The sequence below is a fragment of the Candidatus Neomarinimicrobiota bacterium genome, assembly GCA_022560655.1.
In the GTDB taxonomy this organism is placed as follows: Bacteria; Fidelibacterota; Marinisomatia; order SCGC-AAA003-L08; family TS1B11; genus JADFSS01.
Genome location: JADFSS010000042.1, coordinates 1 through 18,373, shown reverse-complemented (window position 1 = coordinate 18,373; position 18,373 = coordinate 1). Strand labels below are relative to the sequence as shown.

Annotated in this window: 19 protein-coding genes; 11 read left to right on the top strand and 8 right to left on the bottom strand. The window is 61.4% G+C overall.

The window, feature by feature from the left end; translation table 11 throughout:
• The 6 genes from IH971_07415 to IH971_07390 all read right to left on the bottom strand — a co-directional run.
• Positions 1-201: hypothetical protein (locus IH971_07415; protein ID MCH7497663.1), on the bottom strand; the 201-nt coding region annotated here is incomplete at its 3' end.
• Positions 202-379: 178 nt separating this feature from the next.
• On the bottom strand, positions 380-856 hold the full coding sequence (gene msrB, locus IH971_07410; protein MCH7497662.1) for a peptide-methionine (R)-S-oxide reductase MsrB: 477 nt from the start codon (positions 854-856) through the stop codon (positions 380-382).
• Positions 857-925: 69 nt separating this feature from the next.
• The gene (locus IH971_07405; GenBank protein ID MCH7497661.1) at positions 926-1,210 is read right to left on the bottom strand and encodes a GYD domain-containing protein; all 285 of its coding nucleotides are present in this window, start codon (positions 1,208-1,210) and stop codon (positions 926-928) included.
• A 109-nt stretch (positions 1,211-1,319) separates the two neighbouring features.
• Positions 1,320-1,634 (bottom strand): cupin domain-containing protein, encoded by a 315-nt coding sequence (locus IH971_07400; GenBank protein MCH7497660.1) that lies wholly within the window; start codon positions 1,632-1,634, stop codon positions 1,320-1,322.
• A 29-nt stretch (positions 1,635-1,663) separates the two neighbouring features.
• Entirely contained in the window at positions 1,664-1,915 is a 252-nt protein-coding gene (locus IH971_07395; protein ID MCH7497659.1) for a type II toxin-antitoxin system RelE/ParE family toxin, read from the bottom strand.
• Positions 1,905-2,123, bottom strand: coding sequence for a ribbon-helix-helix protein, CopG family (locus IH971_07390; GenBank protein MCH7497658.1), 219 nt, complete (start codon positions 2,121-2,123; stop codon positions 1,905-1,907). Before IH971_07390 ends, IH971_07395 begins: the two co-directional genes overlap by 11 nt.
• 373 nt (positions 2,124-2,496) lie before the next feature.
• Between IH971_07390 and uvrA the strand changes: the two genes are divergently transcribed.
• The 4 genes from uvrA (at position 2,497) to IH971_07370 (ending at position 8,307) form a co-directional block, all read left to right on the top strand.
• Entirely contained in the window at positions 2,497-5,415 is a 2,919-nt protein-coding gene (gene uvrA / locus IH971_07385; protein ID MCH7497657.1) for an excinuclease ABC subunit UvrA, read from the top strand.
• Between the two features lie 136 nt (positions 5,416-5,551).
• Positions 5,552-7,756, top strand: coding sequence for a transketolase (locus IH971_07380; GenBank protein ID MCH7497656.1), 2,205 nt, complete (start codon positions 5,552-5,554; stop codon positions 7,754-7,756).
• 96 nt (positions 7,757-7,852) lie between these two features.
• Positions 7,853-8,044: an antitoxin gene (locus tag IH971_07375; GenBank protein MCH7497655.1), complete on the top strand. Its 192-nt coding sequence runs from the start codon at positions 7,853-7,855 to the stop codon at positions 8,042-8,044.
• On the top strand, positions 8,041-8,307 hold the full coding sequence (locus tag IH971_07370; GenBank protein ID MCH7497654.1) for a type II toxin-antitoxin system RelE/ParE family toxin: 267 nt from the start codon (positions 8,041-8,043) through the stop codon (positions 8,305-8,307). The genes IH971_07375 and IH971_07370 overlap by 4 nt, the downstream gene beginning before the upstream one ends.
• On the opposite strand, the gene IH971_07365 is transcribed toward IH971_07370, so the two are convergent.
• Both IH971_07365 and IH971_07360 read right to left on the bottom strand, forming a co-directional pair.
• On the bottom strand, positions 8,261-8,575 hold the full coding sequence (locus IH971_07365; GenBank protein ID MCH7497653.1) for a response regulator: 315 nt from the start codon (positions 8,573-8,575) through the stop codon (positions 8,261-8,263). The two genes, IH971_07370 and IH971_07365, sit on opposite strands and share 47 nt — an antisense overlap.
• Positions 8,576-9,230: 655 nt before the next feature.
• The gene (locus IH971_07360; GenBank protein MCH7497652.1) at positions 9,231-10,226 is read right to left on the bottom strand and encodes a DUF1028 domain-containing protein; all 996 of its coding nucleotides are present in this window, start codon (positions 10,224-10,226) and stop codon (positions 9,231-9,233) included.
• Between the two features lie 180 nt (positions 10,227-10,406).
• On the opposite strand from IH971_07360, the gene IH971_07355 reads away from it, so the two are divergent.
• The 7 genes from IH971_07355 to IH971_07325 all read left to right on the top strand — a co-directional run.
• Positions 10,407-11,246, top strand: a complete 840-nt coding sequence (locus tag IH971_07355; GenBank protein MCH7497651.1) for a CPBP family intramembrane metalloprotease — start codon at positions 10,407-10,409, stop codon at positions 11,244-11,246.
• A complete protein-coding gene (locus IH971_07350) occupies positions 11,246-12,619 on the top strand; it encodes a pyridoxal-phosphate dependent enzyme (GenBank protein ID MCH7497650.1) in 1,374 nt (457 codons plus the stop codon). The genes IH971_07355 and IH971_07350 overlap by 1 nt, the downstream gene beginning before the upstream one ends.
• Positions 12,616-13,983 carry a magnesium transporter gene (gene mgtE / locus IH971_07345; GenBank protein ID MCH7497649.1) on the top strand — a complete coding sequence of 456 codons (1,368 nt, stop codon included), beginning with the start codon at positions 12,616-12,618 and terminating at the stop codon, positions 13,981-13,983. The genes IH971_07350 and mgtE overlap by 4 nt, the downstream gene beginning before the upstream one ends.
• A 5-nt stretch (positions 13,984-13,988) precedes the next feature.
• Positions 13,989-15,173, top strand: a complete 1,185-nt coding sequence (locus IH971_07340) for a glycosyltransferase (GenBank protein ID MCH7497648.1) — start codon at positions 13,989-13,991, stop codon at positions 15,171-15,173.
• Positions 15,174-15,231: 58 nt separating this feature from the next.
• Complete coding sequence (locus tag IH971_07335; GenBank protein ID MCH7497647.1) at positions 15,232-15,987, top strand: DUF3108 domain-containing protein; 756 nt, start codon at positions 15,232-15,234, stop codon at positions 15,985-15,987.
• Positions 15,988-16,015: 28 nt separating this feature from the next.
• The gene (locus tag IH971_07330; protein MCH7497646.1) at positions 16,016-16,405 is read left to right on the top strand and encodes a hypothetical protein; all 390 of its coding nucleotides are present in this window, start codon (positions 16,016-16,018) and stop codon (positions 16,403-16,405) included.
• A gap of 584 nt (positions 16,406-16,989) precedes the next feature.
• Positions 16,990-18,373: hypothetical protein (locus IH971_07325; protein MCH7497645.1), on the top strand; the 1,384-nt coding region annotated here is incomplete at its 3' end.

Sequence of the window (18,373 nt, the reverse complement as noted above, 5' to 3'; positions counted from 1 at the left end):
GAGGGTGGCGTCACCTACGCCGATATAGTCGATGCCGGCCTCACGTTGGGCCGACCAGGCATCCAGTTCCACGTCGACGAGGGTCTGCAGGAGCGCAGCACCGTCAATTTTGTCTTTCCAGTAGCGCTCCAGGGCGCGTTTCATTTCCCGCTCGCGCCCGATACGCGGATAGCCCAACGTTTGGGTCTTCAATGCCGACATTTAGCTCTCCCCAATCTCCCGCCCCGAAATAGCGAGCGACAGTTTAGCACACTGGGAGGGGTGTGTCAATCGAATGGTGGGGGCGGTGGCGGCCGCAAGTGGCGGGGCAAGGGCTGCGCTGTCGCGGTCCGCGCCGGCACCGATGCCACACCGGGTCGCAGGTTCATGCCGGGCCAGCCTATTTTTTGTCCGGCGTAAACGTAAGTGCGGCGGAGTTGATGCAGTAGCGCAGGCCGGTGGGTTGCGGCCCATCGCTGAACAGGTGGCCCAGGTGGCCGTCGCAGCGGCTGCAGAGCACCTCCTTGCGCACCATGCCCCAGTTACGGTCCGTGGCGATGGCGACGCTGCCTTCGGCGATGGGTTCCCAGAAGCTGGGCCAGCCGGTGCCGGACTTGTATTTGGTCGCCGAGCTGAACAGCTCGTTGCCGCAGGCGGCGCAGAGGTAGTGTCCGTCGTCCTTGAGTCTCAGCAGCTTGCCGGTGAAGGGCCGCTCGGTGCCCTTAGCCCGGATAATGTGATATTGCTCCGCCGTAAGCAGTTCACGCCACTCTTTATCAGTCTTGATCACCTTGCCATCCTTGTCAGCTTGTGCTCCCGGGGCCAGCCGGGCATAGGCGGGTTGGGGACCAGCGCCAGCCAGCAGGCCGACTGCCATGTAGCCCGTGAGCGCTGCAACGCCCATTGCCGCCAGTGCGCCTGGCAGGCGGTTACGCATGGAAAGCGGTTAGTCCCCGGCTATCAACTGGTCAAATTCCTGCACTTTCATAGCGGGTGTGGTTGAAAAGGAGATGCCGGTAAGTTTGCTCAGCTCGATGGAGGCCTTGATGGCCTTGCGGGCGTCGGGAAAGTCGGCGATTAACACCAAGTCAGTGTCGCCCATGAGCACGTACATGGCCTCGATTTTGCCGCCCGTGCTCTCCACCACCTGATGGGCCGCACGGGTGCGCTCGGCGCTGATATCATCCAGTGCGTCCGCGTCGTAGATACCAAACATGAAATAGGTTGCCATGGGTCCTCCTCGCTTCCAAAATGATGGATCGCCGTGTTGGATAATATAGGGTGAGCGGCATCCTGAGCAAAGCAAAACCGCATCCGGCCCGCCAGGGCCCAGGCGGCTGCTATTCCCTGACGGCGTCCAGACTCACCACCGGCTCGCTGCCCACCACCTCGGCGCTATGGACGGTGCCCCGGGGCACCGCCAGCACGTCGCCGGCCGCCAGCAGCAGCTCCTGGCCCTGCATGCGCAGGCGGAAGCGCCCCGCCAGCACGGCGTCGAGCTTGTCCACGGTGTGGGTGTGGTCGGGGAAAGTGGTGCCGGGGGGATAGACGTAGCGGGTGACGCGGTAGCCGCGCTGCTCCAGCTTGCGGCGGAGGGCCGCCTCGGTGAGGGGACCGTCGGTGGTGGTGCGCCAGTGGTCAACGCTGATTTGCATGCACGGGTGTCCGTCGGGTTCTGTTCAAGCTAGCGGTATACATCTTGCCGGTGGCCGATGCGGAGCACGAGGACATCCATTGCAGTGATGGCATAAATGACACGGTAGTTTCCCACCCGTAGCCGACGCAGCCCGGCATAGTCACCCTTCAGTTGTGGGCAGCGATAAGGGTCTGACGACAAAGCCTGTTCAACCTGGTCCAGAATACGGTTTTTTTCTTGTTTCGAGATGTGTTTAAGGTCTTTCGCCACCGACCGCTTGTAGGAGATGCTATAGGCCAAGAACCTTGCGCATTTCCTGGGCAGTGATGATGGTATCTTTCTTGTCGCGGAGACGGTCCAGGGCCACTTGGGCGTCGGCGAACTCCTCCAGGTAGGCGATCACGGCTTTCTGAATGTGAAAGGAGCGTGATCGCTCGGTATCCCTGGCAATCTCGTCGAGCAACTTGGCGATCTCATCACGCAATCGTACGGTGACGGTGGTACTCACAGAACCCCTTTCTGTTTAGCGCAATGTACACATTGTGTACAATAGACACAAGGTAAAAGTTACTACTCATAACGGGGTACCGGCGTAGGGCCGCTTCGGTCAAGGGACCATCGGTGGTGGTGCGCCAATGGTCAACTTGCGGGGATGAACGGGCCATGGTCTGTGTCCTGTAGCTAGCCGCCGCCACAGTCGCAGCGGGTGAGCTGGAGCTTAGGGCTGGCCAGCGGGGCCATCAAGAGCGGCCTGGCTGGCCCTACCCGGCCGATCAGGGGCCCAGATGTCGCGGGGGAGACCCGTTGGGCTGCGTTTTGTTTTTTTGCAGTCCCCAATTTCCCTTTCCAGGCCAGTTTGGTCGTGCTACTTTTACCAGTTCATGCCGGCCTACCACGCAGAGAAGATATACGTCCGGGGAGCGCGGGAGCACAACCTCAAGAACATTGATGTGGAGATCCCCCGCAACCAGTTGGTGGTCATCACCGGATTGTCGGGCTCAGGCAAGAGCTCCCTGGCTTTTGACACCATCTACGCCGAAGGGCACCGCCGCTACGTGGAATCACTCTCGGCCTATGCCCGCCAGTTCCTGGGCCTCCTGGAGAAGCCCGATGTGGACGCCATCGAAGGGCTGTCGCCCACCGTGTCCATCGAGCAGAAATCCACCAGCCGGAACCCCCGCTCCACGGTAGGCACCATCACCGAGATTTATGACCACCTGCGGCTGCTGTATGCCCGCATCGGTGTGCCCCACTGCACCAACTGCGGCCAGCCGGTGCAGCGCCAGACCATCCAGCAGATGGTGGACCATATCCTGGCGTTTCCCGATGCTGCGCGCATCCAGCTGCTGGCCCCGGTAGTACGGGGCCGCAAGGGTGAGTACAAGGAGGTGTTCCGCAGCATTCGCAAGGAAGGGTTCATACGGGTGCGCGTGGACGGCAAGGTGCGCAGGCTCACCGACAAAATCATTTTGCACAAGAACAAGAAGCACACCATTGAGGTGGTGGTGGACCGCCTGGAGGTCAAACCCAGCATCAAGGAGCGACTCACCGAGTCGCTGGAGCTGGCGGTGAAAATGGGCGGCGGGGTGGTCGTGGCCAACGTGGAGACGGCGGGTGACGCCCGCGGCAGGGGACACGACCACCTGTTCAGCGAGAGCCTTTCGTGCCCCGATTGCGAACTCAGTTACGAGCTGCCCGAACCACGCATGTTTTCCTTCAACTCACCCTATGGCGCCTGCCCGGACTGCGACGGCCTGGGCACGCAGATGGAGATCGACCCCGAGCTCGTGGTGCCCGACAAGCACAAGAGCCTGATCCAGGGTGCGGTGGTGCCCATTGGCGAACAGCCCCGGGGCGGCTGGTACAGCTCCATCATCAAGAGCCTGGCCCAGCACTACGGCTTCAACTTCACCACCCCGTGGAAGAAGCTGTCCGAGGAGGTGCAGCGGGTCATTTTGCACGGCACCAGCCCCGATGCGAAGATTACCATGCAGTACCGCTCCAAGCGTTTCAAGGGCGAGTACTACGGCGGTTTCGAGGGCATCATCCCTAATCTGAAGCGGCGCTACGGCCAGACGCAGTCCCCCGGCATCCGCCAGTGGATCGAGCAGTTCATGTCCATCGATGCCTGCGGCGGCTGTGGTGGCGCCCGGCTGCGCAAGGAGAGCCTGGCAGTGACCGTGGACGACCGCAACATCGCGCAGCTGGTGAACCTGTCGGTGAAGGGGCTGCACGGGTTTTTTGAGCAGCTGCAGCTTCCGCCGACCCAACAGGCCATCGCCGTGCAGGTGCTCAAGGAGATTCGCGACCGGTTGGGCTTTCTGGTCAATGTGGGGCTGGACTACCTGACCCTCTCCCGGACCGCCACGACCTTGAGCGGCGGCGAGGCCCAGCGTATCCGCCTGGCGACGCAAGTGGGCAGCCAACTGGTGGGGGTGCTGTACATCCTGGACGAGCCCTCTATTGGACTGCACATGCGGGACAACCGACGGCTCATCGACACCCTCTCCCGGTTGCGGGATTTGGGCAATACGGTGCTGGTGGTGGAGCATGATCGGGAAACCATCGAGAGCGCCGACTGGGTGCTGGACCTGGGACCGGGCGCCGGGGAGGCGGGGGGCTACGTGGTGACCAAGGGGACCCCGCAGGCCATCATGGCCGACCCGGATTCGCTGACCGGACAATATCTGTCGGGCCGGCGGTCCATCCCCATCCCCAGCGAGCGTCGCCCGGCGCCGGACCAATTTTTCCGGCTGGAGGGGGCCAGCGGCAACAACCTGAAGCATATCACCGTCAATATCCCCCTGGGACGGTTTGTCTGCGTGACCGGGGTGAGCGGCTCGGGCAAATCGACCCTCATTAACGAAACGCTGTATCCCATCCTCAGCCGGGAGCTGTATGCGGGCAAGCAGAAGCCGCTCCCCTATGAGAGCACCGAGGGATTGCTCTACCTGGACAAGGTCATTAATATCGACCAGTCCCCCATCGGCCGCACGCCCCGGTCCAATCCCGCCACCTACACCGGCCTCTTTACGCCCATCCGCGACCTGTTCACCCAGCTCTCCGAGTCCAAGATCAGAGGCTACAAACCGGGGCGGTTCTCCTTCAACGTCAAGGGGGGGCGGTGCGAGGCGTGCCAGGGCGACGGCATCATCAAGATCGAAATGCACTTCCTGCCCGATGTCTACGTTCAATGCGAGGAGTGCAAGGGCCAGCGCTACAACCGGGAGACCCTGGAGGTGGCCTACAAGGGCCGCAACATTGCCCAGGTGCTGGACCTTTCCTGTGAGGAGGCGCTGGAATTCTTTGCCAACATCCCCCCCATCGCACGCAAGCTGCAGACGCTGTGCGAGGTGGGTCTGGGGTATATCCGGCTGGGCCAGCAGGCCACCACGCTCTCGGGCGGTGAAGCCCAGCGGGTGAAGCTGGCGTCCGAGCTCTCCAAGACGGGTACCGGCCGGACCATCTACCTGCTGGACGAGCCCACCACGGGTCTCCACTTCGCTGACGTGGAGATGCTGCTGAAGGTGCTCAATCGGTTGGTGGACAAGGGCAATACGGTGGTCATCATCGAACATAACATGGACGTGATCAAGACCGCGGACTGGATCGTGGACCTGGGCCCCGAGGGGGGCGATGAGGGCGGCGAGCTGGTGGTGGAAGGCTCGCCTGAGGAGGTGGCCGCAAATGAACGGTCGTATACGGGTGAGGTGCTCAGAGAAATTCTTGCTGGCGGACCGTCTCCGGCAGCGCCACGGAAGAAGTTGCCGGAACAAGTGTCCGCTGTGGTGGCAACCTGATGCTGGACCGATTCGCCGCCACCGCAGGGGCTTAGCCGCCGTGAGGCCACCTACACCGTACCCTCTGACCCAGTTAAAAGAAGAGTTTGGCTACTACGAGGTCATTAAAGACCTCATCGACCAATGCATCGACATCATGCTGAACCACCGCCAGAGCGGGCACCCGGGCGGCTCGCGGTCCAAGGTCCACTTGCTGGTAACCAACACCCTCTCGGGGGCCATGCGCTGGGATCTGCGCGATCCCGGCAAGCGCTTCGCGGACCGGTTTGTGCTGGTGGCCGGGCATACCGTGCCGCTGGTCTATGCCATGCTGGCCGTCTATAACGAAGCGCTGCGCATCAAGTACGAGCAGACCAACAGTCCGGAATACCTGGTGAAGGATTTTGATCGGCGCGCCCTGGTTTGGGAGGACTTGCTCGATCTTCGCCGCCGGGGGGGACTGCCGGGCCACGCCGAGATGGCGGGCAAGAGCCTGTTTCTAAAATTCAACACCGGACCCAGCGGCCACGGTTCACCACCCTCGGCGGGCATCGCGCTGGCCTACCAGATGGCGGGCGTGCCGGAGGTGCGGGTGTGGGCCTATGATGGGGAAGGTGGACTCACCACCGGGGCCAGCCACGAGACCCGCAACGCGGCCTATGGCCTGGGCCTGTCCAACCTCATTTACGTGGTGGACTGGAACGATTTCGGCATCGACGACCGGCCCTTCTCGTCGGTCATCCACGGCACCCCGCCCGACTGGTTCAAGCCCTACGGCTTCCACGCGGTGGGCACGGAGGAGGGCCAGGACTGGGAGCAGCTGGCCAAGATCTTTATCCTGCTGAACAGCCCAGCGGGGGAGGGCAAGCCCAAGATGCTCTGGTCGCGAAATCGGAAAGGGCGCGGCTACGGCGTCTACGACGCCAAGTCCCACGGCACACCCCACAAGGCCAACAGCGAGCTATTCTGGGAGGGCCGGAGAGAATTTGCCAACAAGTATGGCGTCACTTTTGAGAATTTTGGCGAGCCGGCCCCCACCGATGCCCGCCAGTTCCGGGAGGAGTCGGCCAGCCATTTCCGGCAGGTGTTTACGGTGCTGCGCAACGACCAGGAGCTGGTGGACTTTCTGGCCGGCCGCCTGGTGGCGCTGGGAGATTCGGTCCCGGAGGAACTGGAAGGTTTTGTGCCGGGGGCCAAATTCAGGCTGCCCAAAACGGTGCTGAGGAACGCGGAGGAGTATCCCCCGGAGCTTTTCGTTGAACCGGGGAGCCGGGCCCCCAACCGGGCGGCGCTGGCCAAGTTCGGGGCCTGGATCAACCAGCTCAGCCACGGGCGCAGTGGGGTGCCCATCTTTGTGGCCGCCTCCGCCGACCTGGCCGATTCCACCAATATTTCGGGCTTCGCCAAGAACTGGGGCGAGTTCGGCGGCTTCGGCTGGTATGATCGCCACAGCAACCACCAGGGCGCCCTTCTGCCTCAGGCCATCACCGAGTTTGCCAACGCCGGCATCATGGCCGGTCTGGCAACGGTGAATTTCTCGAAGACCCCCTACGAGGACTACCAGGGGTTTCTGGGCGCCTGCAGCACCTACGGCTCGTTTTCCTACCTGAAGTATGGCCCCATGCGGCTGTTCAGCCAGCTGGCGCAGGACGCGGAGTTGCGGGTGGGCCGCCTGCTATGGATCGCGGGACATTCAGGGCCGGAGACGGCTGAGGACAGCCGCACCCACTTCGGCATTTTTGCTCCCGGCGTGACGCAGCTCTTTCCGGAGGGCCACGTCATCAGCCTGCACCCCTGGGAACACAACGAAGTGACGCCGGCCCTGAGCGCGGCCCTGCTCAGCGACGCCCCCATTATTGCGTTGCACCTGACGCGGCCCGCCATCGAGATTCCCGACCGGGAGGCACTGGGCATGCCCTCGCACCTGGAGGCGGCCAGAGGGGCCTACGTGATCAAGGGGTTCGACCAGGGCAAGACCAAGGCGGGCACCCTTATTGTCAGAGGGACCAGCGCCACGAGCAGTGTGATTCAGCTGCTGCCCCGCATCGTTGAGGAAGGGCCCAACGTGAAGATCGTGGCCGCCATCAGCCACGGCCTGTTCCAGCTGCAGTCCCGCACCTACCGGGAGCAGGTGCTATCGGCCTGGGACTGGCAGAACAGCATGATCGTCTCCAACCAGGCTTACCAGCTGATGCAGCACTGGGTGAGCGACCGCCGCCTGAGGCGCTTCGCCCTGACCCCCGACTGGGACAACCGCTGGCGCACCGGCGGCACGGTGGAGGAGATCATCGCCGAGTCGCACCTGGACCCGGAGCGGGTGTGGGAGGGGATCCTGCGGTTCGCGGACCGGGAGGTGGAGTAGATTGACCGTCATCTGCGGCTGAAGTTTATTCCATTTGATCTAATTTGCCTTACGTGCTAGATTGGGGTTGAAACTCCGACCGGAAAGGGAATTTGCATGGACCTCGTGAAATCATTTATTGTCGATGATCAAGGGAAGATTGAGTCTGTTGTCCTGGACTACAGAGAGTTCAAGAAGATCGAAGCAATGATCCTAGACTTTGGTCTTGCAAAAGCGATGGATGAAGCCGTCGAGGATGAGGAAATGGACCTGGAAGAAGCCCGGCTGGAGATTCAGTTGAGCGAATGAAGGTCCGGTTCAAGCGGACGTTCCTCAAAGATATGGAGAGGCTACCCCCTGACGTTCGTCGGAAAGTAACGCACCTGGTTTTCGATGAAATCCCCCGGTTAGATCACATCCGCAACCTTAAATCGCTGAGAAAAATCAGTGGAGAAAAGGATTATTATCGCATCCGGCATGGCTCCTACCGCATTGGCCTTATGCGTCGCGGTGACGATCTGGTTTTTATGCGGATTCTACATCGCAGGGATATCTATCGGTACTTCCCATAATTTCCGCCGTATGGGCGCTCTTTTCTATTATGCGAACTACCTGTCCAGAAAGGTCGTCACGTTCTTGATCGTTGAGGTCTTTGGCGGTAACAATGACGATCGGGATGGCTTTCCCATCCTCTCGTTCGCGCAACTTGGTAAGCATCGTTAGGCCGTCCATGACGGGCATGCGGATATCGAGAATGATCAAATCGGGTTGATTCTCAATTGCCGACTCCAACCCTTGTTTCCCATCGTAAGCGGTGAGGAGATCGTAACCGAGTCCCACCTGGACCCGGAGCACATCTGGGAGGGGCTGGTGCGCTTTGCGGATAGGGTGGGGGAGTGGGCGTAACGAGTTTACACGGATCGGTACCCAACCGCAGAACAGGATTGGGAATCGAATGACTCTCAGTGGTTTGCCAAAGTACCAACTTCTAACCGATGAAGAGCCTGCGTTTCACCGGGACTTCAAGCTAGCTCTACCCGACGTTTGACTCAAAGAGCTCGTGACCGTGCGCGAAGCAACCACACTGAATTATCTGAAAGGTCAGCCCTGTGTTTATATCTGGATAATGGTACTCCATAACAGACTATACAAGATTTATGTTGGAAGGACCAAAGACCTGCCGAGGCTGTTGACGGAATATAGAAATAAGTTCCAGTTACACTCACCCAATGACTATAAGATGCATTTCTTTTAATACTTCATCCTGAAATGCGAACCTCGAGCGAGATTTGACGTGTACTTCTGCCCTTCCAGCACGGAGACGGATGCAAAAAATAAGGAACGTGAATGTATTGATGCGTATGAACCGCTAATAAACCAGAAATCTCGGACTAGTTCACAGGCAAGGCGCAACGTGAAGCAGGCGTTGAGACACTATAATGAGGGTACCTTTCAATATAAGCTAGGCAACGCACCCTAACGAGCTGCTGCCCCCTTACTTCACCTTTTTCAATATTTTCTGCACCGCCTTCTGCTCCAACAGCCCACTGGCCGGCATGCGCGGCAGCAGCGTTCGCCAGTTTTCGTCCTGCCGGAACACCGTCTTGAACAGGGGGTACGACTCTTTCAGGCGCCCCATATTGGCCAGCGCCACGGCGTGCCAGAACTTCATCTCCAGGTTCTCGGGGAACATGGCCTCGGCGGCGGCGTATTCCCGCAGGGCGCCCTCGTCGTCCTTATGTTCCACGGCCAGGTCGCCGGCGTTCATGTGCTCGTAGGCCTGATGCACCCGGATGAGGCGGCGCAGCTCCACCAGAGGGTCGGGATGATCCTCCACCCGCAGCTCCAGCTCCACCCCCTGCCAGGACTGCTCCTGTCGCTCGCCTGCCACGATGAGCATGGCAGCCGACTGCCGGCCCCGAATGTCCCCGCCCGCGGCCTCAGCCGCTTCCAGGGCGGCCAGCATGCGCATGGCCAGGCCCCCTTCGGCGGCCCGGAAGGCCTTGTCCATGGCCGGCCAGACTTCCGCGCTGAGCATGAGGTTGGCCTGCACGGAGAAGTTCTCCCCCACGATATTCCCGGCGGCCTGAATGCACATGTCGCCGGTGTGGGCGGCCACGTTACCGGCAGCGTCGATCATGGCCACCTGGCGCACGGCCCGGCCCTCATCGGCGGCTACGAGCTGGGCCAGGGCGTCCGGTGCGGTGGTGCCCGCGGTCATGAGGCGCAAACCGTCGGGGCCGTAGTCCACCAGGACGAATGACTGCGTCGCCACGGCTCCCACGCCGGCCCGTGCCCAGGTGACCAGCGAGCCCACGGAAAACCAGTGCGACTGCACGGCGACCCCCAGCTGACCGGTGGCCGGGTCACGGGCCACGATGGAGTAGGTGGCCACGGGCCGCGATCGCGAGGGTCCGCTAGCTGAGGCCTGGCCCGAGCTGCCCATTAACAGTATCGCTGCGACGGCGTGGATCCACGTATGTCTGGTCATGATGCCCCTCCTTGAGATGGCCGTTGGCGTCGGTCTGGAAGTTAAGGTCGCCAGCGTCGGCCGGGGGGCCCAATGCGGCGCTGCCCGGCGGGAGCTGTGCGCGCCTGTAAGCAGGCCGCAAGGCCCGACGGTCAGGCTTTCGTTTGATGTCACTTTGGCCCGTGTCTAACTTCCCCCGCTATGGCCCTGGAAAACGGTTATCGGGAGCTTACCGACGGGCGGCGGCAGGTGCGGTTTGCCCTGTATGTCACCATAGGTGTCATTGTCTTTGGCGAATTGATGGGGGCCCTCATCGTCCGGGCCCTGGGTGACCCTGCCGATGCCGACCTCAATCTGCCCCGTTGGGCGTTGCTGCTCAGTACGCTGCTCTTTCTTGTGCCGTTGGTGCTGGTGCTTCGTCGGCGGGCCATGCCGCTGGCGTCCACCCTCCGAATTCGGGCCGTAGCCCCGGTCGTCCTGCGGGATGCCCTCTTCATAGGCCTGGGCATTTCAGTGCTCATCGACGAGTTGGACCGGCTGCTGGCGTCCATTATCCCCATGCCCGCTGCCATTGCGGAAGGGATGAATTTTCTCGCCTTCAGTACGTCCACCGAAGCGCTGCTGGTCATAGGCGGCGCGGTGTTGGTGGCGCCCCTGCTGGAGGAGCTGGTCTTCCGGGGTTTCCTCCAGGGCCAGCTGGAGGCGGGCTACCGCGACGCCACCAAGGCGGTGCTCATATCGGCGGTTGTCTTCATGCTGCTGCACCTCAATCCTTGGTGGGCTTTGCAGATTTACCTGTTGGGGGTCGTGCTGGGATACCTGGCCTGGCGGACCGGCAGCATCTGGCCCCCCTTCCTGGTGCACGCCACCAATAACGGGTTGGCTACCTGGTTTGCCAATAGATCGGAAACTGGAGCTGACTGGTACACGCTGGGAGGGCATGTGGCACCACAATGGCTGCTGGTGGCGGCAATTTTGGCTTATGCGGGCTTCCGCTCCCTGAACAGTCAGGGCAGACTGGTCACGGTGGGTGAGAGCTGATGGCCCATCTGCTCAAGGCCGACACCATCCTGGAGCTGTTCGGCAGTACCCCCATGCTGCGCATCAACAAGCTGGCCGACCCCAACGGCGCGGCCCTGTGGGCCAAGGTGGAGTATCTCAGCCCCGGGGGCAGCGTCAAGGACCGCATTGCCCTGACCATCATCAACAACTACGAGCAGGAGGGCCGCCTCCTGCCCGGCGGCGTGGTGGTGGAGGCCACCAGCGGCAACACGGGCATGGCTCTGGCCCTGGTGTGTGCCGTGCGGGATTACGGCGCCATCTTTGTCATGCCCGACAAGGTCAGCGACGAAAAGCGCCGACTGCTCAGGGCCATGGGGGCGGAAGTGATCATCTGTCCCACCGCAGTGGAGCCCGACGATCCCCGCTCGTACTACTCGGTGGCGCGGCGACTGGCCCAAGAAACACCCGGCGCGGTGCTGGCCGATCAATACGAGAACCTCGCCAACACCCAGACCCATTACGACACCACCGGGCCGGAAATCTGGGAGCAGATGGACGGCAAAATCGATGCCTTCGTCGCCTCCATGGGGACGGGTGGGACCATCACAGGCGTGGGCCGCTACCTGAAGGAACGCAACCCCGAAATCAAGATCTGGGCCGCCGACCCTTACGGCAGCATTCTGAAGGCCTACAAGGAGACGCGGAAAATCTCGCCTGGGCACCCCTACCTGGTGGAGGGTATCGGCGAGGACATCATTCCCGGCAATCTGGACATCGACCTGGTGGATGAGATCGTCAACGTGGACGACGAGGACTCGTTCTACACCTCGCGCCAGATGGCCCGCAAAGAGGGCATATTCGCCGGCGGCTCGGCGGGTACCATCGTTAAGGTAGCGGTGGACGTGGCCGCGGGCATGCGCCCCGACCAGGTGGTGGTCACCCTCATTCCCGACACGGGGTCGCGCTATCTGTCCAAGCACTACTCCGACGAATGGATGCAGGACAAGGGCATGCTGAGCCGTGAGCGGGTATCCCTGCGCCGGCTGCGCCAGATGAAGGGCCAGGAACTGCCCCCGATTGTAAGCGTGGGACCCCGCATGGCCGTGCGCGAGGCACTGGCACTGATGACCAAACATAACGTGTCCCAACTGCCTGTCCTGGATGGCCCGGCCAATCTCGGCAGCGTACGGGAGAGCAGCCTGCTGGCCGCTGCCCTGGAGGACATGGCGGGGCTTGACAGCGCGGTTGAGGAGGTCATGGAGCAGGCCTTCCCGGCGGTGGAGGAATCGGCCAGCGTGGCCCATTCCATCCAACTGCTGCTCAAACATCAGGCGGTGATCCTCACCAAAGACAGCCGCCCGGTGGGACTTATCACCCGCCACGACGTCATCAACTTCGCGGACGGAAAATGAAGCTGGAATTCATCGGTAACGAAGGGCTGGTGCTGCTGGACACGGTTCGGCGGCTCTACCGGCGGAAGGCGCGTTCGGCGTTGAGCAAAGTGCTGAACAAGATTCACCCCGCCGAGCTGGCCTGGATGTTCCGCCACCTTACGGCCCGGGAGCGCCGGGAGATTTTTGACCTGATCCGGGAGCCGGAACGGGTCGGCGAGATCCTGAGCGAGCTGGACGAGAGCATCGGCCTGGAGCTCATCGCCGCCCTTGAGCCCCAGCGTATTATGGAAGTGACCGCTGCCATGTCCACCGATGACCAGGCCGACCTGCTGGAGGCGTTGCCCGACGAGCTCCGTGAGCAGGTGATGGCCCTGATGAAAACGGAGGACGCGGAGGGCATTGAGGAGCTCCTGCAGTACGAGGCCGACTCGGCCGGTGGCATCATGTCGCCCGATTTCCTGGCCATGTCGGACGACCTCAAGGTGAGCGAGGCGATTCGGAAGGTACAGCAACTCAGCGAAGAGGCGGAGATGGCCTTTTACATCTACGTTGTGGATGCAGAGGGCAAGCTCCAGGGCATTCTATCGCTCCGGCAGCTGCTGATGAATGCCGCCAGTAAATCGCTGTCCAGTATCATGGAACGTGACGTGGTGGCGGTCAGCCCCGGGACAGACCAGGAGGAGGTGGCCCACATCGTCTCGCGCTACAACATCATGGCGGTGCCGGTGGTGGACCATGACGGGACCATGCTGGGCATCGTCACGGTGGACGATATCCTCGACGTGGTGCGGGAGGAGGCCACGGAAGACTTCCTGCAGATGGTCGGTGCGGGCAAGGATCGTGAGATCCTGCTGAAGCCGGTCCTCCAGAATGCTCTTGCCCGTCTGCCGTGGTTACTGGCCAGCTGGGTGGGCGGGGTGCTGGCCATGTCGGTCATCGTCAGCTTTCAGGATGAACTGTCCAGGATGATCGTACTGGCGGGCTTCATTCCGGTCATTATCGGCATGGGGGGCAATATCGGCACCCAGAGCAGTACCATCACCATCCGTGGACTGGCCACTGGACGGGTCAATGTCACCCGGGTCTGGAGCTTCATCAGCAAGCAGCTCCGGGTGGGTCTCATCTTGGGGGTGTTCTTCGGGCTACTGCTGGGCCTGCTGGCCTGGCTGTTCTACGGAACTCTGGGCCTGGGGATCGTGGTGGCCCTCGCCATCTGCGCCTCCATGCTTATTTCAACCAGTCTGGGTACGGTGGTGCCCATCATACTGCGACGGCTCGATGTGGACCCGGCGGTGGCTACCGGGCCCTTTGTGACCACAACCACGGATGTGCTTGGTGTGTTGATCTATTTTCTTCTGGCCATTAGCATTCTTAATCCGTAAGCGCATTGTCCCTCCTTAGTCTGGCACTGATAGTCTTCAAGGGCTGCCTGGTGGTCTATGTGCTGGCGTTGGGTTGGTTTATCCTGGGACAGCTCCGTCCAGAGCCGCCCCGCAGCCGGGCACAGCCCTCCGTCTCGGTCATCGTGGCTGCCCGGAACTGGACCCGCAGCTTAGGGCCGCTGCTGGAACAATTGCAAAACCAGGACTATCCCCCTGCCCAGCTGGAGTGCGTCGTCGTTGATGACGGGCTGTCAGCGGCCTCTCTGGCCCGGGTGCAGGAGGCTGTGGGCACGGCTCAGAATTTCAAGGTGGTGAACTCCTCCGTGGGGGGTGAGGAACTGGCCCACAAGAAGCGCGCCCTGGACGCCGGCATCCGGTCCAGCGCGGGCGAGATACTACTGTTTACCGACGCCGATTGCCAGGTGGGTCCGGGCTGGGTCTCCAGCCTGGTGGGCTATTTTACCCCCGCAACCGACTATGTGGTAGGCTGGTCCCGGGTGGCTGGCCGCGGCGGGGCAGCCTGGGCTGCTGAGCCTGAGGCGGCCGAGCGGCCCCTCACTGTATTTGAGCAGGTGGACTTTACCATGCTCATGCTGGCGGGCCGGGGCGCCACGCTGATGGGCACCGCCTGGGCCAGCAGCGGCCAGAACCAGGCCTACCGACGCAGGCTCTTCAAGTCGGTGGGCGGCTTTCACGATCTGGCTCACCGCCTCGGAGGTGACGACGCTCTGTTTCTGCAGCTGGTCCGGCGCAAAGCCGGCGCCCGGGTCACGTTTGCATCTGATCCCAACAGTTGGGTGGTGACCGGGCCGGCTCAATCGCTGCGTCTTTTTCTGGCCCAACGGATTCGGTGGGCCGGTGAAGCCGTAGGTATTGTGCGCGTCAATCCCGCCTTCCTGGTCATTCCCCTTGCCACCCTGGGGGTCAATCTTCTGATCATCGTCCTGGCGGTGGCGGCACTGACCCGTGCTGGCGCGGTGCTGCCCACGCTCATTCCCGCTGTCCTGCTGAAAGCGGCTGCCGAAGCACTCTTGCTCACCATCGGATCGAGAAAATTGCCTTTGGGCGACTTGCGGCGCCACTTCCCATTCTGGTTCCTGCTGCATATCCCTTATCTGTCAGTCGTGGGACTGGCTTCGCTATGGGGTAACCGTCTCCCCTGGGTCAGATCCGGGGTGGAGGAAGTTTAGCATGCCGTGCACGGCGCATGGCTTTACACACAGCGGCCGGGCTCATGTTGCGCCGGGCATGACGCCTGACGCCCGCTGGGCCGTGAAGCTGATCTGTGCGCTACTGCTGGGAGGCATGGCGGTGGGATCAGGCCGGCTCCAGGCAGCAGATAGTCTGTCGTACACGGTGTCCTGGCTGGGCATCCCCGTCGTGGAGGTTACGGTCGCTAAGGTGGAAAACGCAGCGGGGTTCCAGCAGGAATACCGCGCCCGCACCCGGCGCTGGTTCGACCCCATCTATGCGGTGGACAATCGCTACCGCATCTGGCTCGACGCCAACTCCGGCTATCCTCAGCGCTACGAGAAGGAGGTCCGTGAGCGCCGGCACAGCAATCATTCTTGGGTTCAGTACGAGCTGGCCGCTCGACGGATATCCTATGCCAGCGGAGAGCAACGCCCCTGGCCGGAGCCCACCCATAATCTTTTCAGCGCACTGGTCTGGATTGAGCGGCACCCGTGGAAGGTGGCTGAGACGCGGCGGCTGCTGGTGGAAGTGGAGGGGGTCATCTGGGCGCTGGCGGCGCACTGTACCGAGCAGCTGTCTGCTGCCCGCAAGGGTGGACCGCTGTTCATAGTGGAGGCGCGCTTCGAAGGGCAGGTTGCAGGCTCTCCGGTGCTGGCGGAATCCGATATTGTCGCGCGGTTGCTGCCTGGGGAAGGGCACGAAATCAGGCTGGGCATTGACCCTGTAGCACGGAGATACAATTGGATTGAGTTCGGATCACCCCCCTTCCTGGTGCGGGCAAAATTGAATCTTGCTCCGCTGCGTCCATAACGTAGCTTCACAGTTGAGACTGAACCTCATGTGGTCAGAAATTCAAGCCTTTTTCCGCAAGTACTGGCGTGCCATGGCCATCGTGGGCGGCATTACCGCCGCTGTGTTAACCGGGGTTTACCTGCAGGTTGACGCCAAGCTGTTAGCCCTGTTTGCGCTTATAGCGGGCATTGTAACCAACGGTTTTGTTGCGCTGGGCGCCCTCGTTGCGGTGGTTCCGGTGGTTGGGCCGCTCATCGTCAAACTTTTCTCAATCCCGATTTTTTACATGCTGAATTCGGTGGGCTACCTGGTATCGACCGTGGCCATGAAGAAGGGCTATCGACTGGGAGCCCTAAACCGTAGAATGCTGACGGTCATCCTGCTGACTGGCGTTGTCATCGGCTACATCCTCGGCAATCTTATTCCCCTGCACTGAATTCCTGCAGGGGGCAATTTGAACCCGCTGGGGGCAGGCCCGGATGCTTCGTGAGCGACACATTCCCGGGGGCGAGGACCTATGTTCAACCGAGTCTGAGCCGGCAAACTGCGGGAATGACTTGCTTGTTTTTGCACCCTGCCGTAGCTTTGTGCGAGCGCTAAGTGAGGAGTCCACTGCTTTGGCAGCTGGTGCTATTGTCTGAGCGCAAATGAGATGTCACCGTTGTTTGTGTCTGTGTCGGAACAGTTCTTTACTCTGCCCCCCGATGAAATAGCGAAAACCTGTCTACCCATGTGCGGATTTGGCGAGGGGAACTGAGTAGTGGGGCTACTTGAACGGACGGGTGACATAACAGCCGGGATAGGTTTGAAGTTGATGCTAAGCGGGTATAACATGAACGTGATAGAGAGCTCAAAATCGATGTGTCGCAGCTCACTATTTTGCACCCATTTTAAACTATGTGTCGCAGCTCACGGACTTCGATGAGGGATTGCCCGTATACTGTCCGCGCACCGGGCAGTTCGCAGGCCTGGATGCCGAATTTGACTCCAATGCACGATATTCGTTGGGAGGAATAAACGATGAAAAAGCAGGCTGTCTGGTTCTTGCTTCCGCTGATTGCGGTCACCGCCCTGGTGGCCGGCGCAGCGGCCAAAGAAACTGAAAAAACCGGGCTGAGTCCCGCAATTGTGGCGCCGGTCGATGCCTCCATGGCTGAAAGCTATGCCACCACCATCAGGGCAACCCGCAACGCGCTGAGCTGGCGCTCGATTATTCGTAGCGCTACTAGGGATATTCGCCGGACCACCGGCGACAGGGCTCAGAGCACGAAACCGGTTTTGACGCGGCAGAAGGCCAAGCGTGTCCAGGCCCAGCAGCGCTTCCGCCCGCGCGTGCAGTCTCCCGTGGAGCGGCTCGAGAGCCGTCTCAGCGCAAGGCCCCAGCGGCAGCTGTCGCTGCTGAAAAGCAGCGCGTTCGTCGTCACCATCCCCATCGTAGTTACCGATCTTGACGGCACGTCCATCACCAGCTTCCAGGCCGGCGATTCCATCGTGATTTCCATCACCTATGCCGATTCGGTCTGGATCGAGCTGTTTGTGGATGAGGGCGACGGCACCTTTGACGCCGCCACCGACCTGCTCTTCAATCCCGGCGATGACGGGCGCGATGACGACGGCCCCATCATCATCAAGGACGGTGACGCTGATGATGAGGACGGTACCCCTGGCGTCTGGCAGATTACCATTGATACCGGTGAAGAGGGTGACGAGATATTCGCCATTCAGGGCGCGACGATCTACATCAGTCTGGCCAACAGTGCCGGCCCCGCTCCCACCGACATCGGTCTGGCCACCCTGGATGTGCTGGCACCCACCTCCACTACCAGCCTTGCCGGCACCGTTACCCTGCTCGCTGGTACCCCCGTGGAGAATGTGATCCTGGCGGCCTTTCCCCTTAGCACCTTTGAAGGTGGCGGTGACGGTGACTTCGAAACGCTGTTCCTGACCCTGTCGGATATCAACGGCGCGTACGAGCTGTTTATTCCGGACGATGAGGCCAACCAGGAATTCGGCCTCGTGGCCGTCGACTTCTGGCAGCTTTACCGGGGCATGTTCCCCGTGCCCGAATTCATCGAAACCTACGTGGGCGTCGGCGATGCCCTGAGCCCCTTGAATTTCGTTTACGAGACTACCACCGCCACCATCAGTGGTACCCTCACCGATGAAAGCGGGACCGGCATCGCTGGCATACGCATTTTCGGCGAACCGGACGGACCGACCAGCGTAATCGATACCACCGATGGCAGCGGGATGTACTCCTTACCTGTCATCGGGGGCCACTGGCATGTGCGTCCCAGCGGCCGTGACCTTATCGATAAAGGCTACATGGTGCCCTATCGAGGCGACGAGGGTATCGATATCTTTGACGGCGATGCTGTCGTCCATGACATCCTCACTTACGTTG